This is a genomic window from Mastigocoleus testarum BC008 (assembly GCF_001456025.1).
In the GTDB taxonomy this organism is placed as follows: domain Bacteria; phylum Cyanobacteriota; class Cyanobacteriia; order Cyanobacteriales; family Nostocaceae; genus Mastigocoleus; species Mastigocoleus testarum.
The window spans coordinates 56,236-83,184 of the sequence record NZ_LMTZ01000122.1; the positions used below are offsets into that span (position 1 = coordinate 56,236).

13 protein-coding genes are annotated in these 26,949 nt (G+C 37.1%); 9 read left to right on the forward strand and 4 right to left on the reverse strand.

The features are described from left to right. Window positions 1–68: 68 nt before the first annotated feature. The 3 genes from BC008_RS31705 to BC008_RS31715 form a co-directional block, all read right to left on the reverse strand. Window positions 69–1,064 carry an NAD-dependent epimerase/dehydratase family protein gene (locus BC008_RS31705; RefSeq protein WP_027844597.1) on the reverse strand — a complete coding sequence of 332 codons (996 nt, stop codon included), beginning with the start codon at window positions 1,062–1,064 and terminating at the stop codon, window positions 69–71. Window positions 1,065–1,227: 163 nt separating this feature from the next. Further along, the gene (gene devC / locus BC008_RS31710) at window positions 1,228–2,406 is read right to left on the reverse strand and encodes an ABC transporter permease DevC (RefSeq protein WP_027844596.1); all 1,179 of its coding nucleotides are present in this window, start codon (window positions 2,404–2,406) and stop codon (window positions 1,228–1,230) included. Window positions 2,407–2,492: 86 nt separating this feature from the next. Continuing rightward, entirely contained in the window at window positions 2,493–3,716 is a 1,224-nt protein-coding gene (locus tag BC008_RS31715; RefSeq protein ID WP_027844595.1) for an ABC exporter membrane fusion protein, read from the reverse strand. Window positions 3,717–4,615: 899 nt separating this feature from the next. Here BC008_RS31715 and BC008_RS31720 point away from each other — a divergent pair. The 9 genes from BC008_RS31720 to BC008_RS52250 all read left to right on the forward strand — a co-directional run bounded on the left by BC008_RS31720 (window position 4,616) and on the right by BC008_RS52250 (window position 24,526). After that, window positions 4,616–5,962 (forward strand): ParB N-terminal domain-containing protein, encoded by a 1,347-nt coding sequence (locus BC008_RS31720; RefSeq protein ID WP_027844593.1) that lies wholly within the window; start codon window positions 4,616–4,618, stop codon window positions 5,960–5,962. A 966-nt stretch (window positions 5,963–6,928) separates the two neighbouring features. Continuing rightward, a complete protein-coding gene (locus BC008_RS31725; protein WP_027844592.1) occupies window positions 6,929–7,207 on the forward strand; it encodes a hypothetical protein in 279 nt (92 codons plus the stop codon). 886 nt (window positions 7,208–8,093) lie between these two features. Beyond that, on the forward strand, window positions 8,094–13,682 hold the full coding sequence (locus BC008_RS31730) for a type I polyketide synthase (RefSeq protein ID WP_027844591.1): 5,589 nt from the start codon (window positions 8,094–8,096) through the stop codon (window positions 13,680–13,682). Between the two features lie 168 nt (window positions 13,683–13,850). Then, entirely contained in the window at window positions 13,851–15,596 is a 1,746-nt protein-coding gene (locus BC008_RS31735; RefSeq protein ID WP_027846984.1) for an SDR family NAD(P)-dependent oxidoreductase, read from the forward strand. A 190-nt stretch (window positions 15,597–15,786) separates the two neighbouring features. Beyond that, window positions 15,787–20,592, forward strand: a complete 4,806-nt coding sequence (locus tag BC008_RS31740) for a PfaB family protein (RefSeq protein WP_027845308.1) — start codon at window positions 15,787–15,789, stop codon at window positions 20,590–20,592. Window positions 20,593–20,697: 105 nt separating this feature from the next. After that, entirely contained in the window at window positions 20,698–22,359 is a 1,662-nt protein-coding gene (locus BC008_RS31745; protein WP_027845309.1) for a PfaD family polyunsaturated fatty acid/polyketide biosynthesis protein, read from the forward strand. Between the two features lie 37 nt (window positions 22,360–22,396). After that, window positions 22,397–23,932, forward strand: coding sequence for a thioester reductase domain-containing protein (locus BC008_RS31750; protein ID WP_027845310.1), 1,536 nt, complete (start codon window positions 22,397–22,399; stop codon window positions 23,930–23,932). Between the two features lie 110 nt (window positions 23,933–24,042). After that, entirely contained in the window at window positions 24,043–24,243 is a 201-nt protein-coding gene (locus BC008_RS52245; protein WP_268768259.1) for a restriction endonuclease, read from the forward strand. A 19-nt stretch (window positions 24,244–24,262) separates the two neighbouring features. Continuing rightward, on the forward strand, window positions 24,263–24,526 hold the full coding sequence (locus tag BC008_RS52250; protein WP_027845311.1) for a restriction endonuclease: 264 nt from the start codon (window positions 24,263–24,265) through the stop codon (window positions 24,524–24,526). Between the two features lie 12 nt (window positions 24,527–24,538). Here the strand turns inward: BC008_RS52250 and BC008_RS52530 are convergent, their stop codons facing one another. Then, entirely contained in the window at window positions 24,539–25,630 is a 1,092-nt protein-coding gene (locus BC008_RS52530; RefSeq protein ID WP_027845312.1) for a 2OG-Fe(II) oxygenase, read from the reverse strand. Window positions 25,631–26,949: the final 1,319 nt, after the last annotated feature.

The window sequence follows — 26,949 nt, forward strand, 5'->3', positions numbered from 1 at the left end:
TGATTCCCTTAATAATTCCTAGTTTGAAAGAAATTCTTAGTAAGCTCTTTTGAATGAATAAATAAATTCTATTTACCCATAAGCTTTTTGAGATTTGCAGTTTTCAACCATTGCTTTATCAGCTGCATTCCATCTTTTAGACTAACTGCTGGTTCGTAAGTTAATTTTTCCCGTGCTTTCTGAATAGAATAACTATGGGGACGAGACATAAAATCTACAGCTTCCGGGAAAATATCTGGCTGTTGACGCAAAAGTTTTTGTCCTCCAGAACGGACTTTTAAAAATAACTTAAGTTCATCCTTTGGTAAGGAAAAAGGTGCTGGTAAATCCCCTGTTTCCGCTAGAAGTAAAAAATATTCTTTCCAAGAAGTCTTTTGTCCATCAGTGACATTAAATACTTCTCCATAGGCTTCTTTTTCTATGCTGAGAAAAATAGCATCAATTAAGTTATCAATATATACGTGATTGATAACTCCCTCTCCATCATTAACATAAGCGAATAATTTTTGACCCATCAAATGTAGAGGTCTGACAATCCAGGGAATACAACCTGGACCATAAATATCTCCAGCGCGGATAACGATCGCACCAAAATCAGGTGGAGAATTCAATTGTAAAATAGCTTGTTCTGCTTCTATTTTAGTTTGGCAGTAGGGATTATTCTCATTAGTAAGTGGACCATCTTCTGTTATATCTTCAGGATAGTTGAAGCCGTACACCATCGCACTAGAGAGATGAACAAAAGTTTTAACACCCACTTCTTTAGCTGTATAAGAGATATTTTTGGTACCATCAACATTGACTTTATGGAAATCTTTGAGGGAACCGCCTTCTTGAGCTAATTGTTCGGTGTGTAATACTATATCAACTCCCTGACAAGCTTTTTTGAGATTTTCAGCTTTGGTTACACTTCCAGAAATAACTTCTACACCTAGTTTTTTTGCTGTTGAGGATTTGTCTGTTTTAAGCTGTAGTCCGCGAACTTTCATTCCTTTAGCGATCGCAAGTTCAGCAGCACGTAGACCAATAAATCCAGAAACATCAGTAATGAGTAGTGTTTTCATGTTGGGGATTGGGGATTAGGGATTGGGGATTGGGGTGAAGCCCGCGCCTAGCGGCGTTAGCATAGCGTGGCGTTAGCCATATGGGGATTGGGGATTTGCGATACGGAGTTATGAATTTTCTTAGTTCCCTATCGCTATTCGCTAGTCGCCAGTCGCCGGTCTTCTAAAAAATATCTGCTGGATCTGTAGAGCGGAGTTGATTGACTGTTAATGCTCCGGATATAATGCACATTAAAATTGTTGAGAGTAAAACTATCGCTGTATTGTGCAAGTTCATCATAATTGGTAATTTTGTTGCTTCCATGGCAAAATCATACAAACCTAGAGAAATTGCAAAGCCAGGTATGTAACCCAATACAGCTAGTATGAATGCTTGTTGAAATACGATATTTAGTAAATATTTATTCTCGTAACCTATAGCCTTTAAAGTGGCATATGCAATTAATTGAGTTGAAATATTGCTATACAGTATTTGATAGACAATAACAATACCAACAATAGAAGCCATTGTTAACATAAGATTGAGAATAAAACCAATAGGCGTTCTGGTAGCCCAATATTGTTTTTCAAAGTTAATGAAACCGGATTGAGTAAAAATTTTAATGTCATCCGGTAAATTATCCCGCAAATTTTTCAGAACTTTCTGAGGGTCAGCATCAGGTTTGAGAGCAACAACACCAACATCTATCATCTCTGCGGGACGAGTATTAGGAAATATCCGTAAAAAAGTAGAGTCGCTGACGATTAAGTTTCCATCAACACCAAAGGATGGACCTAAATTAAATAGACCTCCAACTCTAACTTTGTAACCCTTGAGAGAATCAAAAGGAAATATTTCAATTAATTGTTTGTTATTTTCTCGTTCAAATCTTTCTGCGACACGACCAAACTCCTGACGAGAGTTCCGGTCGAAAAGTACTACATCGGGAATTTTGATCCGATCTATATTTTGTTCGACTTCTGGAATATCGATTACGGGTTTTCCTGGTTCAAAGCCAATGATATAAATTGAATATTTTTGTCCTGTATCGGGATTCTTAAATTTAGCAAATCCTAAATATATAGGACAAACTGATTCTACACCTTCAAAACCTAAAGCTTGATACAAACGAGTTCGAGAAAAACTTTGGGAGGCTGTTAAAGCCTTATACTGAGAACTAACTAAAAATAAATCTCCGCGTAAATGACGATGTACTTGGGTGGCGCTGGAATAGAGAGCATCTTGAAAACCAAGTTGCATAAACATCAAAATCACGAGAAAAGCAATACCAGCAACAGCGACGATCGCTCGAATTTTGTTGCGGGCTAGTTGTAGCCATGCTACAGGAATTTTAAAAGTCATGGTAAGCGGTTAGCGACTGGGGACTGGAGACTAGGAATAAAATTCTTGACCCTTTCCTTTACTTATTACTCCTTACTCATTACTCATTACTTATTACTTATGACCGGTTTTTGGCTCATCATAATAGCAACATCTACCTGTAAATTCGTTAAACCGGAAAGAGTTTCACTATCTTTTGGATCATTGATGCGAACTTTTACAGGAATGATTCTTCTATCTGTCTCTGTTTCTGGGTTGACACTGAGAATATTTTGTCGATCAACTTGCAAACCAATTTCAGTAACCGTTCCCTCGATTTTCTTCGGAAATGCTGCACTGGTAATAATAGCTTGTTGACCCTTATTAACTTGATTAATATCAGTTTGATAAACCTCTGCTTCTACATACATCTGCGATGTTTTACCTATTTCTACAACCCCTTTATCACTGTTTACCTCTCCTGTTTTTGCATGAACTTTTAAAATTCTTCCATCTACAGGAGAGCTTAAATAAGTTAGATCGTATTCTGCTTTGGCTTCTTGGACTGCTGTCTGAGCACTCTTTAATTCTGCTTGGGCTAATTGAACATCGACCGCACGAACTTTTTTAACACTATCTAATCTTGCTCTTGCTTCTTCAATCTCATCTCGTACGGTATTTTGAGTTCTTTTCAGTTTTGCTTGAGCCTCTTGGAGTTGTTTTTGTGCTGTCTGTAATTCCAAGCGTTTGCTATCAGCAACAGAAGCAGAAACTGCACCTGCTCTATATAAACTTTGGTATCGATTATTTTCTGTACGAGCATTTGCTAATTCTGCCTCTAAGCGTGCTATGGTAGCTTGCTGAGAAGCAATATCTCCCTGTAACTGAGCTTGTAAGCGAGTTACTGTAGCCCTTTGAGCGTTGATGTCACCTTGCTTTGCTCCGGCTTTCACTTGTGCTAGTTTGGCTCGTGCTATCCGCACTTTATCAATTGTTTGTTGTAATGCAGCCCGGGAACGAGCATAATTCTCTAACAAAGCAATAATTTTTCCAGCTTTTACTTTATCGCCTTCTTTAACTAAGAGTTTTTCTACTCGTACTCCTGTCAAGGAACTAGGAGCAGACAATTTTATTACCTCACCTTCAGGCTCAACTCTTCCTAATGCAGTTACTGCAACCCTTTTTGGTGTAGTTTTCCCTGAATCTATTGGGGGAGAATTGACTTGAGAACTAAGCCGCCAAAATATTGATGAAAATGCTAACCCAGCACCCAATGTAATTAAGGTTGCTAAAATTATGCGCCAACGATTTGTAGGTTGTGGAGATAGCCGGCTTTCTTTATCTGCTGTCATATTCTGATTCCAATTATTCTAATATTTTGACTTTTATATATGGAGAACTATAACTATCTCGATCGATTGAAACAGTTTTCTGTGACAACAAAACAAATAAACAAAAATAATCAAAAAAACTAATAAATTTATATGGATTTCTTTATTTCCTAATTTTGCACTTAAATTTGCGAATGTTTGGATGTTTTAGATACAAATTTTTCTCTTTAATAAAATCCCCTGAGTTAAGTTTTATTGAGTAACAATTTCTACCATTACTTTAGGAATGATGAGTGTAATCCAGGCAATATTTCCCGTGAAGGTTAACGGAATAATATGCTATTAAAACCTATATTAATTCAGATTATTGAAACAGCAAAAAAACAATACAAAAAAGAAACGAAATATACTGTATTGCAAAGATTATTTTTAAATTATTCTCGAAAAATATGGAATTACATTATGGCAAATGAGAAAAACATTGTCAACAAAATATTATTAACGAGGTATATTTGTATTATTTTCAAGATGATAATAAGAAAATCATACTGTAGTCGCTATAAAAATCTATCTCAAAATATCCGGATTAATCCATAGAACAATAGTCTAAAATCATATAAATTATGATGGTGTCTTCACTCAAGGATAAAGGTTACTTTCAGTTCTATTCATAAATATTCTATTTTTTGACAAAAAAGTAACTCAGCTTACAGAACTTTTATTTTTGATATTTTTTAGGGATTTATAGTAAGTATTTTGTTCGAGCATAAGAAGAAATAGTTTACAGAGAACAGGTAATAGAAAATATACGCTATTCTTTCAATTACAAGCGTAGGTAAAAAAGAAAAAACCACCAAATATTTTATATAAATTTCATTATATTGCTTGTTTATTTATACATTAAAAAATGGTATTCGAATATGGCAAAACTCACTTTAGTACCGATCAGCAAAATTCATATTAATAACAATCGCCGTCCAATAAAACAAGAAAAAGTTGATGAGCTAGTGGAATCCATTAGAGCCAATGGACTATTAAATCCCATTACTTTAGATAATAATTGGAATTTAGTAGCTGGACATCATCGCTTGAAAGCCTGCGAACAGTTAGGTTTAAAAGAAATTGAGTGTCATATTATTGTATATCAAGATTCAGATCGCGCCCGTTTAGCTGAAATTGATGAGAATTTGATTCGTAATGAACTCAGACCGCTAGAAAGAGGAAAACTGTGGCTCGAGAGAGAAGAAATACTTTTGCGTTTGGGACTACTAGCAAAAGTTGGAGATAATCAATACACTCTGACAGGTAAGAATATCACAGGTAGTGAAGTTATTTCACCACCAATTAAAACAGCTAAGGATTTGGCTAGAGAGAGTGGTTTTAGCGAGCGAACCTATCAATATGACAAGCAAATAATCCGAAATACTCATCCAGATATTTTACAAATCATCGAGAATACACCGATCGCTCAACGTCAAACAGCACTATTGAATATCGCTCGAGCTGGTAGCAAAGAACGTATTCAAGCCGAACAAGCGGAAAAAGCATTGGCTTTGGCTAAAGCATCATCCGATCAAGAAGAACAACAACGACAAGCTGAAATAGTATCGAGTTATAGAACAAGACAAAAAAAAGCACAGTTATCAGCCCTCAAAAGTGCTGAAGCTTTAATACAAGCAAAATCCTCTCATAGTAGAACCCAACAACAGCGCAAAAAATTACATCAAAGGTTATCAAAACTAGAAGTCAGTTTGGGCGATCGCTGGAAGTTGGGAGAAAACTTAGTTTATTGTGGCGACACTAGCAGCGATAAATTTCAAGATTTGCTACCGAAAGAGGCTGCATTAACGATAGCTACCTTATCTTCAACTTGGAAGCACGATTATTTAGCCGAAAAATCCCGTATTGTTGCTGTACTCCGTCAGGAAGGTTATATTTATGATTTTTGTCGTTCTAATCAAATGCCTTTTCAATATGAATTAGCGATTGGTAAGATTTATATCGGCATATTTTCCTATCAAAGTATATCTAAACCACCAATGCCGGTTAATGTTGAAAATATTGAAGGAATAGTTAATTATTTAATGCATTTATATAGCAGTCCAAATGATTGCGCGATCGCGCCATTTATGGGTGAGGGAGAAATTCTCGCTATTTGTCAGCGACTTAGACGTATTTGTTTTATTGGTGATGATAACCCCCAAAGTGTGAGTAGGGGAATTATGCGTTGGCAAAATATAACTGATCGACAAGCAGAAAAGATATAGGGGATAGAGAATAGAAAACAGGGGATGAAGTTTTTTTGTTTTTCCAAACTCAGCTTAGTAGTCAAGATTTTGAGACCCTAACTCTTGATTATTACAACTGCTACAAGATTTCAGGAATTAAATATTTAAATATAAAAACGGTATGACATTGTGCAGATAATAATTTCTGTGTTCTAGTCACAAAAATGGACAAAGTTAATTCATAATATTCAGCTTTATCTATAAAATATTTCATCATATTGATTTTTGTACTAATTAATCAACATTAATATTTGTACTTACTACTACATTCACTACCTTTAACTTCATCATTCATGAGCAGATAATTAGTTGTGCCTTAAAAATTAAATTATTTGAAAATATCATGATTTAATCAAAAATCATTACTTAGTAAATCCATATATATATCGAACAGTCAGGCAGATAATCATATTACAACTATCTTTAAGTAAATCGGTAAGTAATATAGGATTTAAGTGGAATGTCTTTATGAGATTTTATCTTACCAATGGACATTTTAAATGAAATAAAAATGCTCTATTTTTATTGTTAGCCATGATACTTTTTTAATAAAAAACTATATAATAATGAGAAAATACCAGATTTTACAACTATACTTAAAAGTAAATAAATATACTTGTTTATAATTTTAATTAGTATTAAAAATCGCTATATGAATATGTTTAGAAGCAAATATTATAAAAATAATTAATCCAAATTATTAGATGTGTGTTACTGTTGGAATTAATTCAAACATTTTAGGAAGAATGCATATGTAATTAGTAAATTACAATTACTAAGGGAAAAACTAGAAATAGATAATTTCCTGTAATTTACTCATAGTGCATTTACTTTGTTAATACTCGTTTAATTAGTGTAGGTAATAAGTGATTTTTTGTAACGGGTTTGTCAAATAATCTTTATCGGATTCCATAGAATAGATTATCTTGGACGTCAAAACTGACTATGGCATTGATTAAGATACAGAACGTTGTCATTAACACGAGCTATGTTGCAGCCGTTAGATTAGGGGAAGAAAATGAATCTGGCGAAAAAAGTGTTTCTGTCCTGATGATTACCCCCCAATCTCTACTGTTTCCTTGGGAATCTGCTTCTCAGAATCTTTACCATTACGAATGGATTGAGTTTACCTCTCAAGCAGCGATCGCTCTGCAAGATTATTTCTCAAGTTGCAACAATGTGATCGATTTATTGCCCGAGTACGAGGAGTCTAACATTGTTTAGGTCGTGTTTTTGGGATACCTATTGGTAGTTTAATTTTCTAGTACCAATTGCAAGTAACATTGTTCGCGATTCCCTTCCCAACAAAGGAATATCTATATAAGTTTTTGGTGTGTGGGAAGTTTTTGATGTAGAAGGTATTTTGTGCGAAGTGAGAGACAGATAATCTTCTGTTAAGAAGGGAATTGTCACAGAGTGCGAACAGTATTATTGGAGTGAGGAATTGTAAGTTTTTTGTTGGTGTCTGTGTATGGTACTCACAGATCAAAGGATTGTGTATCTTGGTGATTTACACAATTTCCAGATAAATTAGGTCTCCCGATAAATTCGCCTTGGAATTAGAACACCTTGTAGTAGATACATATGAGGGTCTTACCATCTTTGAGATGCACCTCTGTAGGTGTGCCTGAATTTTGGATGGTATGTTAATGAAGTTGTAACTAAAGCGTGTTTTAAATTGTGTTCCGATCCCCCTAACCCCTCTTTTCGAAGGGGGTAAATAGTCAAAGTCCTACTTTTTAGGTGGGATTTAGGGGGATGTTCAAAACGAACAATAATGTACATGAATACTTTGAAAATACGCCTTAGGGTATGTTAACAACGGATTGCTCTCAACATTAGCGTAATTTGGTTATCAGTACTGCTGGGGAACCTAGCGATCGCGCTGCTACTATCTCCGGAAAAATTAGTGAAATCGGTTTTACTTGCACAACTCTGCTACAAATAACGCAGATACTGTGGAACGTAATTTACCCTATATCGCAAATAACTCAGGTAAGCTTCAAGAACTAATACTTAAGTATGAATCCTTAAGGATTCATGTTTTATAAGTAGACACATACTACTTGCAATTGAACACTCAACAAAAATAAAGATTTGTCAATGTCCTATGTCTGGTTACTCATTTAATGCGGCATTGGAAGAATTAGCTGCGCAAATAAACAGTTGTGAGCAGGATTTAATTAGGTTTATAGAGGAGAAACAAATGGTGTCGGATAAATCTATGCCAGTTGATAAGATGAACAGACATTTAAAAGATACACCTATAGCCATTATTGGTATGGCTTCTCTGTTTCCTCAGGCGAGGAATTTACATGAATATTGGCAAAATATCGTTAATAAAATAGATTGTATTACGGATATTCCTGAGTCACACTGGAGTGTGGAAGATTATTACGATCCTGCTCAGCGTAATCCTGAAGATAAGACTTATTGTAAGAGGGGTGGCTTTATCCCCCATGTTGATTTTAACCCGATGGAATTTGGTATACCTCCGAGTATTTTAGAGGTAACAGATGTATCGCAATTATTAAGTCTGGTAATTGCGAAAGAGGCGATGGAAAATGCCGGCTACGGAGAAAAAAGTCAGTTTAATCGCGAAAATACTGGCGTCGTCTTGGGTTCAGCAGCATTAAAGTTAGGGGTTCCCCTATCTTCAAGATTGCAATATCCGATTTGGAGAAAAGTACTTAAAAGTAGTGGTTTATCCGATGAAGATACCAAACGTATTATTGAGAAAATCCAGAGCGCTTATGTAAAGTGGGATGAAAATGCTTTTCCGGGAATGTTATCCAATGTAGTTTCCGGTAGAATTGCTAATCGCTTAAATTTGGGCGGACTCAACTGCACCGTTGATGCGGCTTGTGCAAGTTCTCTTGCAGCTTTGAAATTAGCAATTGGAGAATTAGTAGAACATCGCTGCGATATGATGCTCACAGGTGGCGTTGATACTGACAACTCAATCAATGCTTACATTAGTTTCAGTAAAACACCTGCCGTTTCCCCTAGTGACAAAGTCAAACCATTCGATAGTAAATCCGATGGAATGATGTTGGGTGAAGGAATTGGCATTTTAGTTCTAAAACGTTTGGAAGATGCTGTCAGAGATGAAGATAACATCTATGCAGTTATTAAAGGCATAGGAACTTCTAGTGATGGACGTTACAAGAGTATTTATGCTCCCCGTAAAGAGGGACAGGTCAAAGCATTAGAACGGGCTTACAAAGATGCTGGTTTTGCTCCGGAAAGTGTGGGTTTAATTGAAGCCCATGGTACCGGTACCATGGCTGGAGATCCAACGGAATTTGGCTCTCTCCATCAATTTTTTGGCGAATCAGACAGCAAAAAACAGCATATCGCTCTGGGTAGTGTAAAATCCCAAATTGGACACACAAAAGCAGCTGCGGGTGCAGCAAGTTTAATTAAAACAGCTTTGGCTTTACACCATAAAGTATTACCACCGACAATTAATATTAACGAACCAAATCCCAAATTAGATATTAATAATTCATCTTTTTATCTCAATACCCAAACTAGACCTTGGATCCGGGCTGAAGGTGAGGCTCCTAGAAGAGCGGGTGTGAGTTCTTTTGGATTTGGCGGTACTAATTACCACGTGGTGTTGGAAGAATATGAAGCCAAACGAGAAAATGCTTATCGCTTGCATCAACCTGCGGGTGAGGTCATACTATTCGCCCAAACACCTGCAAAATTAGTAGCTATTTGTCAAGAGACTTTAGCAAAGTTACAGTCAGAAACTGGTAAAACAGACTACGCTCAACTCTTGGAAGAATGTAGAGAAACATCTATTCCCTTGGAGGTTGCAAGGGTAGGATTTGTTGCAGATTCCTTAGTTGGTGCTTGCAAGCTACTGAAAACAACTATTGATTTACTCAACAAGCAACCTGCAGCTGCATCTTGGGAGCATCCCCAAGGAATTTTTTATCGCCGTTCGGGTATTAAGCTAGATGGAAAAGTAGTAGCTTTATTTTCTGGTCAAGGTTCTCAGTACCTAGAAATGGGTCGAGAATTGGCAATGAATTTTCCTGAATTAGGGCAATTATATGGTTACATGGATAACCTATTGCTCAAAGATAATTTGCGGTCAGTTTCCGAGATAGTTTTCCCTCATCCGGTATTTGATGAGAAAGAAAAAAATACTCACATAGCTGCTCTACAAAGAACAGAGTATGCTCAACCAGCAATTGGAATGTTGAGTGCGGGGATGTACAAAATTTTCCAAAAAGCAGGTTTTAAATCAGACTTTGTTGCTGGACATAGTTTTGGTGAACTAACAGCATTATGGGCTGCAGGTGTCTTAAGTGAAGAAGATTACTGCTTCCTAGTCAAAGCTAGGGGTCAAGCAATGGCTGCACCTCAAGACCCGAATTACGATAGCGGGGCTATGTTAGCAGTTAAAGAGGAACTGAGTAAGGTAGAAGCTGTATTGAAACAGTTTCCTCGAGTTACGGTCGCAAACCTCAATTCACCCCGTCAAGTAGTTTTAGCCGGACCAACTAAAGAAATCGAGCGAGTACAGCAGACATTGCAGGATTCGGGATTTACTGCGATACTACTTCCAGTTTCTGCTGCATTCCATACCTCTTTAATTGCTTTTGCTCAGAAGTCTTTTGCAATTGCGACTAAGAGTGTAGAGTTTAAGACTCCTCAAATACCTGTTTACACTAATGTTACGGGTAAACAATACTCCCAGCAACCAGCAGAGATTCAAAAAAATCTCGAAAATCATTTAGCTAATTCGGTATTATTCAAACAGGAAATTGAAAATATCTACAAACAAGGTGGATATTGTTTTGTAGAATTTGGTCCGAGAAAAATTCTTACCAACCTCGTTAAAGATATTTTGGGCGAAAATCCCCACATTGCGATCGCTTTAAATCCCAGTCCGCGTAAAAGTAGTGATAAATGCTTGCGAGAAGCTTTTATACAGTTGCGAGTTGTGGGTTTACCTTTGAAAAATTTAGACCCTTACCAACTTCCAGAACCGATTCCTGCTCCTAAGAATGGTAAGCAGTTGACAGTACCGATTAATGGTTCTAACTATGTTTCCCCTAAAACCAAACAGGGATTTATTGAAGCTCTACAGGATGGACATAAAGTTCAATTAGAACCAAATCAGAAATCAGAACCAATTCAAACGTCAAAACCAACTCAAACACCAGAAATAACTGAAGCAGTATCTCAGAAAGCACCTCAGCAACTATCTCAAGTTCCTCTAAAGAAACTTACTTCAATTACAAGTGAGAAAGAAAAAGCTCAGGAAACAACATCTCAAGTAGTAAATAAAACTCAGAAAAAGACCAGCAAAGATGTAAAAGAATCCCCCTCATCGTCAGTAAGTAAAGCAAAAATACCCGAACATCCAGCAACTCCAGTTTCAGAACCAGCAGTTTCAAACACTAACATGGAAAAACCAACACCAAGCAAACAAGTAAATTATCAACAGATTTTAGAAAGCTTAGAGTACGTTCTTGAACAATTCCAGCAAAATCAAACCGAGAATTTACAAGTTCATGGATATTATTTAAACCATCAGGTGGAATATGTGAAAACTTTCTTCCAACTGATGCAACAACATAACGATCTACTCACACAAAATAATACCCCGCAACAAATAGCAGAACTCAAATCTCAGTTAATAGAAAGTTTAGAGCGGAGCATGATGCAGTTCCACTCACAACAAGGAGACACTCTGCGAATTCATGAGGAATATCTCAACCATCAAACAGAATACACCAAGAACTTTTTCCAACTTATCCAACAGGAATACGCTCAACTAATCAGTGCTGAAACTTCAGGTGAAAAAAGTCAACTTACAGAGGGTGAAAGTGTAGTTAAATTAGACAATATCACCTCTCGCAAGGATACTTCTTCTCCCAGTACCCATAAAATTTGGGAAATTTCTTCCCCAACAGAACCAGGATCTCATCCTTTGTCGAATACAGAAATATCCGAACAACAAAGTATTCCTGCTTCTGCTCCTAGCAATGGCTATCAAAGTCATGTCCAAGATGTAGGTAGTATTGAAAACTTAGCTGACAATGCTACATCTGTTCGCGAAAACAAAGATGAAGTTAAAGTCGAACCAAAGGTTGAAGTTAAACCGCAAGTTAAATCTGTTTTCCAAACATTAGAAGTTCAGGTCGTACCAACTAATCCTGTAAATACAGCCACTGAAGTCGGTCAAACTCTCCTTGATATTACCAGCGAAAAAACAGGTTACCCGGTAGAAATGCTGGAATTAGACATGGATATGGAAGCTGATTTAGGTATCGATTCCATCAAACGGGTAGAAATTCTCGGAGCAATGCAGGAAATGTATCCCGATCTACCCCAAGCAAATTTAGAAGAGTTGGGTGACAAGCGGACAATTGGTGAAATTGTAGAATTTCTCCAAGCCCAAATATCTGGTAATGTATCGGTAGAAATAGAACTATCAGAAGTTAAACATTCCACATTACAAGACTCAGTAACTACAGCATCAGTTACTGAAGTGAAAGCCCGCGAAACTGCAGATATACCCACAACATTTGCTGAAACAGTAATTGAAAATGATGTAGAAATAGCGCAAACAGAAAGTGAATTCCAACCCAAGCTTGAAACTACAGGTGAGATTGTAAAAGCAAGTAGTTCGGATATAGAAATTGCTTCTTTAGCCCAAACTCTGCTAGAAATCACCAGCGAGAAAACTGGTTATCCGGTAGAAATGCTGGAATTAGAGATGGATATGGAAGCAGATTTAGGGATTGACTCTATCAAACGGGTAGAAATCTTGGGAGCAATGCAAGATAAGTATCCCGATCTACCTCAGGGTAATGTCGAAGAGGTGGGAGAACTAAGGACTATAGGTCAAATTGTTGAATACATGGAAACCTCACTCGGAGGTCAAAAAAAAAAGTCCAAACACAATCACTCTCAACAATTAACTAAAGCTCAAACAACTAAAACCCAAAACAATCCCCTTCGTCGTCAAGTCAAACTTAAACTTCTACCCAGACCAGACTTTTTAGACTTTCAATTACCAGAGGGACACATCGCTTTAATTACCGATGATGGTTCCCTCACTACCTCCAAATTAGTCCAATCCTTAATAGATTTTGGTTGGAAAATAGTAATTTTAAGTTTTCCCCAGTCCTTAATTTCTCAACAGTCACCCTTACCTACAGGTGTCACCCGTATTACTTTAGAAGACTTAAGCGAACAGCATTTGCAACAACAACTTAAAGCGATCGCCATCAACTTCGGTAAAATCGGTACATTTATTCATCTCCATCCGATATTAGAAGTCAATCAAAACGGAAGAGTATCTTACCTAGAAGAAGAAAAAGCGATTATCAAGCAAGTATTTTTAATCGCCAAACATTTGAAAAAATCCCTCAACCAAACAGCTGATCGCGGACGCAGTTGTTTTTGTACAGTTGCTCGTTTGGATGGAGCATTTGGACTCGAACAGCAAATTAGTTTTGGTCCCATAGCAGCAGGACTTTTCGGTTTAACCAAGACTTTGAACTGGGAATGGGAAAGGGTATTTTGTCGAGCGATCGATTTGGGTCCGGAAATTAACGCGGAAAATTCAGCACAATATATTCGCTCGGAACTACACGATCCGAATCGTTACATCACCGAAATTGCTTATGGTAGACGGGGTCGGGTCACTTTGGTTAGTGCGATTGGGTGATTGGTAATTGGTAATGGGTAACGGGTAATGGGTAAATTTTTGCTCCTGACTTGTGACTTGTGACTCCTGACTCCTGATTCCTGACTCCTTACTCCTGACTCCTGACTCCTTACTCCTTACTTCTGACTCCTTACTTCTTACTTTTTAATCCTTACTTCCAAACCTATGATTGCAACACAAACTCAAATTCATTCCTCATCAGTTTTTCTTGTTAGCGGTGGAGCTAAAGGTATTACAGCAAAATGTGTAATTAAATTAGCTCAACACCATGGTTGTAAGTTTATTCTTTTAGGGCGATCACAACTTTTGGATACCGAACCTGATTTTGCAATTGACTGCTATGAAGAAGCGGTATTAAAAAAACGGATCATGGAATACTTCCTCTCGCTAGGAGAGAAACCGATTCCTATGAGCGTGCAAAAAGCATATAAAGAAATTACTTCTAGTCGAGAAATTAAAGCGACTATAACTGCAATTACAGAAGCTGGAGGTGAAGCAGAATACCTCAGCGTTGATGTTACAGATGTTGATGCTTTAAAGACGAAGATTGCTACTATTCGCGAGCGCATCGGAGCAATTACAGGTATCATTCATGGAGCGGGAAACTTAGCTGATAAGTTAATTGAAAAGAAAACTCCAGAGGATTTCGAGAAGGTTTACAATGCTAAAGTCAAAGGGTTAGAAAATATTCTCGCTTGTGTGGAAACAACCCAACTCGAACATTTAGTTTTATTTTCCTCCGTGGCGGGATTTTACGGTAATATCGGTCAAACTGATTATGCGATCGCTAACGAAATCCTCAATAAATCAGCCCATCAAATTAAACAACGTTACCCCTCATGTCATGTAGTTGCGATTAATTGGGGTGGTTGGGATAGTGGGATGGTGACCCCAGAATTAAAGAAGGAGTTCGCTCGTCGGGGTGTGGAAATCTTACCAGTTGAAGTTGGTACGCAAATGTTGGTTGAAGAGTTAAATCCTGTCAATCATCAAACAGCACAGGTTGTAATTGGTAGTCCCATTACACCACCACCCGTACCTTTAGATACCCAAACAAAAACCTATCGAATTCATCGTCAACTCCACCGTATAGAAAACCCATTTGTGGAAGACCATATCGTGGGAGGTAAACCAGTTTTACCAGCGACTTGTGCGGTATCGTGGATAATTAATGCTTGCGAACAATTATATCCTGGTTATAAGTTTTTTACCTATAAAGACTTCAAGGTTTTGAAGGGAATTTCTTTTAATGAAACTTTAGCTAATGAATATATCCTGGAAATAAAAGAACTTTCTAAAGTTGATAGCGAAGAGATTGTTTTTCAAGCAAAAATATTGAGTTACAATCAAATAGGAAAAATAAATTATAACTTCAGTATCTCCGAGATTCATTTAGTTAAAAAACTTCCCGAACGTCCAACTTACGAGTCATTAAATCTTAATTCTGATAATATTATTACTATTACGGGTGATGATTTTTATCAGCAAGGAAAATCGGAAATTTTCCCCTTATTTCACGGACTTGCATTTCAAGGAATTACAAAAGTTTTAAATATTAGTCCGGAAAAAATTACTACTGAATGTGTTTGGAAAGGTATATCGGACGAACAAAAGGGTCAATTTCCTGTGATGAGGGTAAATCCCTATTCAATTGATTTAAGTACCCATCCTTTATGGATTTGGATCCAGTATTATCATCAGGAAGTTTGTTTACCCGCAGGTTTGCAAACATATAAGCAATTCGCACCAACACCAATAAATAAACCATTTTACGTTTCTTGTGAAGTGAAAACCAAAACAGCAAGTAGCATTAGTGCTGATTATATAGTTCATGACGAACAAGGATTAGTATATTCATACCTTTTAAATACCAAAGGAACTATCATACCTACTCAATCAATAAGTAATGAGTAATGAGTGATGAGTAATAAGTAATAAGTAATAAGTAATAAGTAATAAGTGAAAAGTAAGGAACAAGAAGTAATTTTTTTTTCATTGTCATTTTCATTCAATTACTAATTACCCATTACCTATTACCAATTACCCATTACCTATTACCCATTACCTATTACCCATCACCCATTACCCAATCCCCAAATTTATTATGGAAAAAATTGCAATAATTGGTTATTCATGTCTATTCCCCGATGCAAAAAATCCAGAAGAATTTTGGCAAAATCTTATTAATAATCAAGATTCAACATCATCTGTTACTTCTGAAGAGATGGGGATAGACCCCAATATTTTTTATCATCCTAAAAAAGGTGAAGTCGATAAAATTTATTCTTTAAAAGGTGCATTTATTCGTGATTTTGAGTTTGACTCCAATGGATATAGTTTACCTGGAGAATTTTTAGAAAGCTTAGATGACACCTTTAAATGGTCACTCCAAGTTGCAAAACAAGCTTTACAACATAGTGGTTATTTAAATCAAACTTCTTTACTTTCTAAATGTGGGGTTATTTTAGGTACCCTTTCCTTACCAACGAAATCTTCTAACCAATTATTTGCTCCCATCTATGAGCAGGTGCTTGGATCTGCGATCAAAGAACTTTTACAAGATGAAAACTTTAATTTAGCTCCACTGACAAAATTAAATAGACCTGAAAATTCAAATTCAAACTCAAATTCAAATTTAAACTCAAACTCAAACTATAATGCAATGGTTTCTGGTTTACCAGCAGCGATCGTTGCTCAAGCTTTGTCTCTTTCAGATATCCATTTTTCCCTTGATGCTGCTTGCTCTTCTCCATTGTATGCAACTAAATTAGCATCCCATTATTTATGGACCCATAAAGCCGATTTAATGATAGCTGGAGGTATTAGCTGCGCAGATCCATTATTTTTACGAATGCTGTTTTCGGGAATTCAAGGTTATCCGGAAAACGATTTTAGCCGTCCTTTAGATAAAAATTCCCGGGGTTTAGCTACCGCTGATGGTGTGGGAATGGTAGTTCTCAAACGTCACAGCGATGCAATTCGAGATGGCGATCGCATTTATGGAGTTATCTGCGGTAATGGTCTTTCTAATGATGGTAAGGGTAAACATTTACTCAGTCCCAACTCCAAAGGACAGGAACTAGCTTTTGAAAGAGCTTACCAAGAAGCACAACTCGATCCAAAAAGTATTGATTATTTGGAATGTCATGCAACTGGTACTTTACTCGGAGATACCACCGAATGCAATTCCGTAGAAAACTTCTTTGGTAAACATCAAGCGAGTCCATTAATAGGTTCTGTCAAAAGCAATGTGGGTCATTTACTTACCGCTGCTGCTTCTGTCAGTTTAATTAAAGTCCTTTTAAGTATGTCCAAGGGAGTTATCCCAGCAACTATCAATATTGATGAACCTATGGGTGCAGAGAATCAGGTAATTTCGCCCCAAAGTATTGTCACAAGTAATACTGATTGGTCAGAGAGTAGAGGCGTGAAAAGGGCGGGTATTAGTGCGTTTGGTTTGGGTGGTACTAATGCTCATATGATTCTCGAACAGGGTAATTCAGAGACATCAGTTAACCCGGAAGAACCACTGAAGCTAGCAAAAATGGCGATTGTGGGAATGGATACCTTTTTTGGTGGTTGTGATGGTTTAGATGCTTTTGAACGTAGTATCTATGAAGGAAAACAACATTTTATTCCCTTACCTCCAAAAAGATGGTACGGAGTCGAAAATCAAACAGAATTACTGAAAAAATATAATTTTCCCCAAGGTAAAGCGCCGATGGGTGCTTACATTGAAGACTTTGAAATTGATACTGTCTCTAGCAAAATTCCACCCAACGAACTAGATAAACTTAACCAACAACAGCTTTTATTGCTCAAAGTTGCTCAACGAGCCTTAAAAGATGCAGAGATCAAGCCAGGTAGTAATGTTGCGGTTTTAATCGCTAGCGAAACAGAACTTTCGGTTCACCAATTACAACAAAGATGGAATTTAGCTTGGGAGATTAAAGAAGGCTTAATTGCTGGAGAAATTTCCTTAGATGCCGATAAGATTAAGCAATTAGAAACGATTATTAAAGATGGAGTCCATAATCCGATAGATAGCAGCGAATACATCAGTTATATTGCTAATATCATGGCAAGTCGGATTTCTGCTTTATGGGATTTTACCGCTCCGACATTTACGATTAGTGCTGGTGAAAATTCTACTTTTAAGGTTTTGGAAGTTGCACAACACCTGTTAACTACTGGGGAAGCTGACGCTGTTCTAGTCGGTGCGGTGGATTTAGCAGGTGGTTTAGAGAATGTTTTGCTTCGGAATCAACAAGCGAAGGTCAATGATAATGTTAACACTTGTTCTTTTGATACTAAAGCTACTGGTTGGATCATAGGTGAAGGTGCGGGTGCTGTTGTTCTCAAAGGTCATGAAATCGCCAAACAGGAGAATCAGCGGATCTATGCATTAATTGATGCAATTAGTTTTGCACAGCAACACCCACAACAAAACTTACTAACTGACAAAAATCTACTAACTGATAAGAATCCAGAAACGGTTCAGCAAGTATGTGAGAAAGCTTGCGATCTTGCTGGAATTACACCATCCCAAGTTGAATATTTGGAAGTTTTTGCTAGCGGTATTCCCAAAGCAGATAAAGCAGAAATTACGGGTTTAATTGGAGCTTATCCCAACGGTGGGAATCATTTAACTTGTGCAATTGGTACGGTTAAAGCCAATATCGGTCATACCTATGTAGCCTCGGGAATTGCTAGTTTAATTAAAACTGCTTTGTGTTTGTATTATCGATATATTCCCGCAACTCCCAAATGGTCTGGTGTCAAAGAGGAAAAAATCTGGTCGGGTAGTCCGTTCTATGTCGCTTCAGAATCAAGACCTTGGTTCGTTGGTAAACAAGCAAGCAAAAGAATTGCAGCTATTAATAGTATGGGAAGCGATGGGAATTATGCCCATATAATTCTCTCCGAAGAAGCAGAACAAACAGAACGCAGTAGTAATTATTTACAGAAAACACCTTTTTATCTCTTCCCGATCGCCGCTGAAAATCGCGAGCGATTAATAGCTAAGGTCGAAGAATTACAAAATACTATTGATAATGCAGACAATCTTGCTACAGTAGCAAATCAAACTTTCCAAAAATTTCAACAAAATCCCCACAAAAGCTACAGTATAGGGATTTTAGGACGGAATCGCCAAGAATTAACCAGAGAATTAACAGCCGCAATTAAAGGAATTAACCTCGCATTTACAAAAGGTGAAGATTGGCAAACACCTTTAGGTAGTTACTTTACAGCCCAACCCTTAGGAAAACAAGGGGAAATTGCTTTTGTTTATCCTGCTGCGGTTAATTCCTATATCGGTATCGGTCGCGATTTGTTCCGTTTATTTCCCAAAACCCATGATGACTTAGCAATAAAAAGTGCTGATAGTGTTGCTGCTGATGTTTCGAGTATGGTCTTTCCCCGCAGCTTAAATAAATTATCCATGAGACAGCTGGAAAAACTCGAACAGCAACTTTTAGAGGATTCCTCAGCCATCTTTGAAACTGATATCACGTTTGCCAAATTAATTACTAGGATTATCCGTGAAGACTTCCAAATAAAACCTCGATTTACCTTTGGTTACAGTTTAGGCGAAACCAGTATGATGTCTGCAATTGGTGTCTGGAATGACTTCAATCAAGCCATCAAATCCTTCCATTCCTCTCCACTATTTAGTAATAGATTATCCGGTGCTAAAAACGCCGTACGGGAATATTGGGGACTACCACCTCAAAAACAATCCTCAAATCGAGAGCAAAACCTCTGGGGTAATTATGTCTTGATGACAACTCCAGAACAACTGAGAAAATTCCTCCAATATGAAAAGCATGCTTATTTAACTCAAATTAATACTCCAGAAGAAGTCATAATTGCAGGAGATCCCACAGCTTGCGAACGAGTTATTAAAACCTTGGGTTGCAACGCTTTTCGTGCTCCCTTTGACCATGTAATTCACTGCGAAGCGATGCATTCGGAATATGGGGAAATCGCCAGGGTTCACAGATTACCAGTTGCAGAAAACATGTCCAATATTACCCTGTATTCTTCCGCCAAATACGCCCCCATATCCATTGAAAGCAACACAATAGCCGAGAGTATCGCTCAAGGTTTATCGCAACAAATTGATTTTCCCAAACTCGTCAATCGTATTTATAAAGATGGAGCCAAAATATTTATCGAAACCGGTGCGGGTAACGTTTGTTCGCGATGGATTAACAAAATTCTCGATGATAAACCACATGTTTGTGTCTCCCTCAACCGGAGAGGGTTAGATGACCATACGGGACTACTTAAAGCATTAGCAAAACTTTTAAGCCATCAAATATCTATGAATTTGTCGCCACTATACAGTCAAACAGAAGAAACCAGCAAAAAATCAAAATTGACACTACGAAAAGTTACCTTGGGAGGGGAGAGTTTTACCGAGAAGATTTTAACAGCAGAAAACAGAAAACTGTTTCAGAACGTACTTAAAAAACAAGCAAAACCAAAAGTTACCCAGGAAGCAAAAAACCCGACCACCATACCCGCAAGTAAAAAAGCTCAACCTACCCCATCATCCACCAAAACCCGTTTGAAGCACTCAGCATCCCAAACCAAGTCTGAGAAATCGCCTATGAATAATATCTCCAGCACAAATATCTCCAGTAAAAACGCCTCCAGCACAATAGTCAAAGCGATCGCCAACAAATCCGAAACTCCATCTCGTCCAATCGAGCGAAAACTAGCTCATACAGTCAAGCTCTCTAACTCAAATAAATCTCAATATCAACAATTAAGAACTAATAACTCACTAGCGAAAAAAACCCATAGATCTTTCCTTAAATCTCGACATGAATTCAGCCAACAGATTGGTGACATTATTCAATTGCAACTAATTTGTGCAGAACACCTGTTGAGTAATGAGTAAGAGTAAGAAGTAAGGAGTAACATAATTACCCAATCGCCACATAACCCCCACCTAACCTCCCCCAAGTGAGGAATAAATACTAATCGCCAGTCGCAAATCCCCAACATGAACACCACAAACCTCCCATTAAACAAGCCAAACAATGGTCTTGGCTATTACACATCTTTATCCAATCAACATCGAGGTTGGAAAGGTTCATTAGCTTGTGTGTCCTTTGATCCCACAGATATTAGAGATAAACTCCAAACATTAAGTAAACCGTGTTACATCGTCAAAGTTGAAGACCGAATTGGTGTAACTAATGACGGTTATTGTCCCCTTGATAATGGTAAAAAGGCACAGATAGAAGTTTTATTTGACCTTCCTCCCCTATCTATTAAACAATTAGGCGACCCCACTTTTCTTTCCTTTCATAATGTTAAATACGCCTACACAACCGGAGCAATGGCTGGTGGTATCGCCTCAGAGGAAATGATTATCGCCCTAGGAAAAGCAAAAATCCTTGGTTCTTTCGGTGCAGGTGGTTTAACTCCAGAACGATTAGAAGCTGCAATTAAACGTATTCAACAAGCTTTACCCAATGGACCTTATGCTTTTAACTTAATTCATAGTCCCAACGATCCAGAAATTGAACGTAAAGCTGTGGACTTGTACCTTAAACATGGGGTAAGAACAGTTGAAGCATCAGCATTTTTAGATTTAACACCCAATATTGTTTATTATCGCGCTGCAGGGCTAAGTGTAAACTCAGCCTCAGAAATAGAAATAAAAAATAAAGTCATTGCTAAAATTTCCCGTCGCGAAGTTGCAAGTAAATTCATGCAACCAGCACCACTTAAAATCCTCAAGCAACTCCTAGAGCAAGGATTAATTACCGAATTACAAGCAACCTTAGCAGCAAAAGTTCCCATTGCTGATGATATTACAGCCGAAGCAGACTCCGGTGGTCATACGGATAATCGACCTTTAGTTTGTCTTTTACCATCAATAATTGCCTTAAGAGATGAAATTCAGGCAAAATATAACTACAAAAAACCCATTCGAGTGGGAGTAGCGGGAGGAATTGCAACCCCCCAATCCGCCCTTGCAGCATTTATGATGGGTGCAGCCTATGTAGTTACTGGTTCAATTAATCAATCTTGCATTGAAGCCGGAACCTCTCCACATACTAAAAAATTATTAGCCCAAGCTGCTATGGCTGACGTGATGATGGCTCCAGCAGCAGATATGTTTGAAATGGGGGTCAAACTCCAAGTACTCAAACGGGGAACAATGTTTCCTATGCGAGCACAAAAACTATATGAAATATATCGGAATTACAACTCAATTGAAGATATCCCCACAGCCGAAAGAGAGAAATTAGAAAAACAAGTTTTTCGCCAAACTATTGACGAAGCATGGAAAGCAACCATCGATTATTTATCCCAAAAAAATCCCCAGAAACTCCAAAAAGCAAATAGCAATCCAAAAATGAAAATGGCGTTGATTTTCCGCCGCTATTTGGGACTATCTTCCCGATGGTCTAACTCAGGGGAAAAAGGTCGAGAAGTCGATTATCAAATTTGGTGCGGTCCGGCGATGGGGAGCTTTAATGATTGGGTAAGAAATTCATACTTAGCTGAAGCAAATAATCGCCGAGTGGTTGATGTTGCAAATCACATCATGAAAGGTACCGCTTACTTATACAGAATTCAAAGTCTCAAACTTCAAGGATTACAAATATCCGATTACTACACTCAATACATTCCCAACTTCTCAACATTATAACTTCAACACTAGAGTTTCAAGATTAGAGGTGTGATTAATGATGACTTCAGACATTTCACAAACATTAAATACAGCCGAAGAAATCCAAGACTGGATGACATCTAAGCTAGCAGAAATTCTTAAAGTTAGCCCCGAAGAAATAGATATTCAACAATCATTAGAAGATTATGGCTTAGACTCAGCAAATGCCATGGTTTTAGTCACCCAAACTGAAAAAAAATTGGGATTACAACTATCACCAACATTATTATGGCATTATCCAAATATTGAATCACTTTCCCAACGTTTAGCTGAAGAAATTGAAGTATCGGATAAAGATAATAGCCAAACAGTTGAGAATAATCATACTTCACCCTTTGCAAATAGTAAATCTGTACCGAATTTAGCAGCAGAAGCAGTCCTCGACGAAAGTATCTACCCTGCATCCAAATCTTTTCACTTTACAGCTAATCCAGAAAATGTATTTTTAACAGGGGGAACTGGCTTTTTAGGTGCATTCTTAATTTACCAATTACTCCAAGAAACAGATGCAGATATTTATTGCTTAGTACGTGCTGCTGACTTAGAAGAAGCTAGAAATAAACTCAAAAATAAACTTAAGCAATATGCCATTTGGCATGAAGAATATAGTCCTAGAATTATTCCTGTTTTAGGTGACTTATCCCAACCATTACTGGGTATTAGTAAAGAAGCTTTTGAAATGTTAGCTGCAAACATGGATGCAGTTTATCATAGTGGGGCACAATTAAATTATGTTTATCCTTACTCAGCACTCAAAGCAGCAAACGTTTTAGGAACCCAAGAAGTTTTACGTTTGGGATGTTTAATTAAAGTTAAACCCGTACATTATGTTTCCAGCGTTGCAATATTTGAATCTCCTACTTATGCTGGTCAAGTGGTCAAAGAAAACGATGAATTCGAACATTGGGAAGGAATTTTTCTTGGTTACTCCCAAACTAAATGGGTCGCAGAAAAACTCGTAAAAATAGCCGGAGAAAGAGGACTTCCCGTTACCATCCACAGACCACCATTAATTTCTGGAGATAGTCGCACCGGGGTTTGCAATCCAGATGATTTTATTAACCTAGCTCTCAAAGGTTGTATCCAAATGGGAGTTTTCCCTGATGTAGATTACATGTTGGACGCATCCCCCGTAGATTACGTTAGTAAAGCGATCGTTCACCTATCCCGACAAAAAGAATCCCTCGGTCAAGCATTTCACTTACAGCATCCAGAACCAGTTCCCTTCACCACCTTGGTTGATTGGTTGAAATCCTTAGGCTTTCCCATTGCTGTCATTCCTTATGAAAGATGGCAAACTATGTTAGTGGAAAACTTATCCTCTCCAGATAATCCTCTGTATACTCTAAGACCTTTCCTCTTAGAACGCTGGACAGAAGAGGGACTAACTATACCAGATTTATACTTACAAGCAAACAGACCTATTGTTAGCACTGAAGCGACCGTAGACGCACTTGCTCCCGGTAATGTTGTTTGTCCACCAATAGACTCTCAATTATTTATGGCTTACTCCACTTACCTAATTCAAAATGGTTTTCTGGAAGTAGGTTAATTTCTTAGGTTTAACTTTTTTAGGTTTAACGTCCATCAGTCCCATCTTTTCAAGTAGATAATTGCTTGGAAGTATGGGACTTTTCTTATTTAATAAGAATCAGTTTATACTTGAAACTGTATTTTGTAAGTATTTATCCTACTAACGGCTATCCCCTTGATTTACTAATTGAGATGGGGTATAGCGGTACCCGCAAAAATGCCAGACAAACAATAGGACAGAGCCGTGATGGTGGAGTAGATGGAATTATCAACGAAGATCGTCTTGGACTAGACGTGATTCATATTCAGGCAGGCAAAACATTGGGATAATTCTGTTGGTCGCCCAGAAGTGCAAAAATTTGCAGGAAATTTGCACTTCTGGAGGAGGAAAGGGATTTTTATCACAACAGCAACATTTACCAAGGAAGCTAAAGACTTTGTTTCAAGAATTGATAACCGGATAATCCTTATCGATGGAGAAACCCTTGCTTTACTGATGATTGAAAATAATGTTGGGGTTACATCACTCGAATCCTATGAAATCAAGAAAATTTGCTCGGATTTTTTTAACCGATGCCTGAATAAAAATAAATACGCATTGAGAAATTTATAATGAAAAAAACTACTAGCTCCAATATGTCAAAGGCTTTTCCCTAGAACGATATCCAATAAACATAGACATAGAAACTCGCGGACCATCTTGACAAGGGCGAACACCATGAATTCTTCCAGAATCAAATAGAATCAATTCCCCAACTTTTGGCTTAATTTTTAATGTTGCACTTGGTAAACTGTTGCGATCGAGGATCCCCTCATATTTATATTCTTGATCGCGAATTGCTTCTCGTGCAGGAATAGACGGCTTTAGTTCCCAAACCTCTAACTCACCTCCAGATTTAGGAGTTTGTAAATAAATGTTTGCAGACAACTGAGTAACAAAGTTATCGAAGGGATGAGCCGGAGGAATACCAACATCCGAGATATCCCGTGCAAAAACATCTTGGTGGGGTGGTAATTCAAAGTTATCCTCAAATACACGACCAACTCCAACCAACATCGTTTGATTATGGATATTTTCAATATGAGCGCCCGGTACCCAGATTTCTTGTAACTCTAACCTGAGTTTATCGAGGGGTGACAAATGAGGGAAACAGGTTTTTCGAAGAGCTTGAATCGAAACTTGAGCTTGTTCGTAATAACGCTTGAGCATTTCTACAGAACAACTAGTTTCAAAGAAAGTAATTCCAGTTCTTTGTACTCCTACATCTGGCGCTCTGTTATAACGCTCTAAAGTTTTTTCTTCGATCAGTTCTTGACTAATTTTCTTTGCTTCTCGAACTGGGTAATAATTAGGAATGCGTAGTGCAAGGTATTTGCCATTTAATAGATCGATTAAGTCGTTTAATTTTAGTTTTTGGGATATTTTTATTAGTACTTTTTGGGCTTCTTTATCCTGCAAGCGTAACCCGTCTATTCCATATTTTTCATAAGATGTTTTCCAAAATTGCAGAGAACTAGGGGATACACCTAAGATTGTCTGTATTTCTTCGTAAAAGTAGCCTTGATAAACAAGCTTAACAGCTAATGCTTTTCTTACCTCATTAGCTTCTGGGTGGAGAGCGATAAATTCTTGCAATTGGGCTACACATCGAGAAACATTTGTGTAGTCTATCATCTCTTCCGCTTTTCCTATAGCCTGTAGATGCAGATTTATCATGGTCTTTTGTTAGAGTGACATAGCCATAAATCCATAAGTATTTTCGCTTACTACTTAAAAAAAATCAAATTAAATACTTTCTTTAATGTACTGCTTGAAGGTGTGTATAATTTGTTTTTATGCTAAAAGACAAAAATACTGAAAGTGATGTAATAAATGCCTCAAGTTATTGTATACAAGTACTTCCGAAGATTTATATTGAGATAAACTGCAATACACAGCTATATTTAATTTATTATTTAATAAGCTTATTTTAGTATTATCTTTATTCTAAATTTATGGCTTGGAAGTAAGAATGAAAAATATTGTCAATTTATTTAAGCTGCTCATTAATAATAATAAATAAAAACAAATAATGTTATTCGTTAACCTTTTAAAAATTTACCTTAGTTTTTGATTAAGAAGAACAGACCTATAAGCCACTAGTAGTAAATGCGTAGAAACAATGATTATATAAAAAATATTTAAGTTTACGAAACGACAAAAAAATATCATAAATATAAGTGTAATAAAATATTTAAATATAATTGCGGATGAGATACAGGCAATAATATATGCACATTTATCGTTATTTATGGACTTTTTATATATTTGTTTTTCATGTTTAATAATCATTAACAAACAAAGTTATGAAGAGAAACCGTACAAGCTATATAATGGCAAGAAGGTCAAAAAACAACATTAATTTTGACAATTATCTCTTGATTAGCAATGGAAAGAGTAGAGTAAATTTTGTTCAATGGATGATTTTGGGAATCTATCATTAAACGCTTAACTGCTAACTTAAGAGTGAGCTTATCTGGTCGAATACCAGATATTTTGAGAGGTGTGTAGGAAGAGTTCAATCGTTCTATTTATTGATGTCAATTTCATCGAAAATTGCAATCAATTTGACTGACTATCATCCTTTTTGTTTTCCCCTGTAAGTTTTTGGATCGAGAGTGGAAGACGTCACAGTGAATGCAGAAACATTATCTGGTATTTAGCTGCTAAAAATCAAGTTACTACTATTTCCGCAGCCTTGAATTATATCCTAGATAAAAATTCTAAAAATGAGGAAAAACATTTCAAGCTGTATGGACTATAAATTTTGCATTTGTGTTGATCGCCTCAACTTTAGGCTTAGTTTTTGCAGACTAAATGTTTGCTATTCCATTCGTATAAGTCCGATCAAAACAGGTTGGATTAATCTATGCAAGAAAATTTCCACAGAGAATACCTTTTTATTGAATACTATAGCAACCGCCAGGTTAGCTAGGACGCTAAAGTCAAGACATGCTCCATGGCTTCTCGCAGTGTTCCAAAATTCTCGAGTTGTT

Coding starts and splice junctions, on each gene's coding strand:
- BC008_RS31745 (WP_027845309.1), top strand. CDS start 20,698: ATGAACACCACAAACCTCCCATTAAACAAGCCAAACAATGGTCTTGGC.
- BC008_RS31720 (WP_027844593.1), top strand. CDS start 4,616: ATGGCAAAACTCACTTTAGTACCGATCAGCAAAATTCATATTAATAAC.
- BC008_RS31740 (WP_027845308.1), top strand. CDS start 15,787: ATGGAAAAAATTGCAATAATTGGTTATTCATGTCTATTCCCCGATGCA.
- BC008_RS31715 (WP_027844595.1), bottom strand. CDS start 3,716: ATGACAGCAGATAAAGAAAGCCGGCTATCTCCACAACCTACAAATCGT.
- BC008_RS31725 (WP_027844592.1), top strand. CDS start 6,929: ATGGCATTGATTAAGATACAGAACGTTGTCATTAACACGAGCTATGTT.
- BC008_RS31705 (WP_027844597.1), bottom strand. CDS start 1,064: ATGAAAACACTACTCATTACTGATGTTTCTGGATTTATTGGTCTACGT.
- BC008_RS52530 (WP_027845312.1), bottom strand. CDS start 25,630: ATGATAAATCTGCATCTACAGGCTATAGGAAAAGCGGAAGAGATGATA.
- devC (WP_027844596.1), bottom strand. CDS start 2,406: ATGACTTTTAAAATTCCTGTAGCATGGCTACAACTAGCCCGCAACAAA.
- BC008_RS31730 (WP_027844591.1), top strand. CDS start 8,094: ATGTCTGGTTACTCATTTAATGCGGCATTGGAAGAATTAGCTGCGCAA.
- BC008_RS31750 (WP_027845310.1), top strand. CDS start 22,397: ATGATGACTTCAGACATTTCACAAACATTAAATACAGCCGAAGAAATC.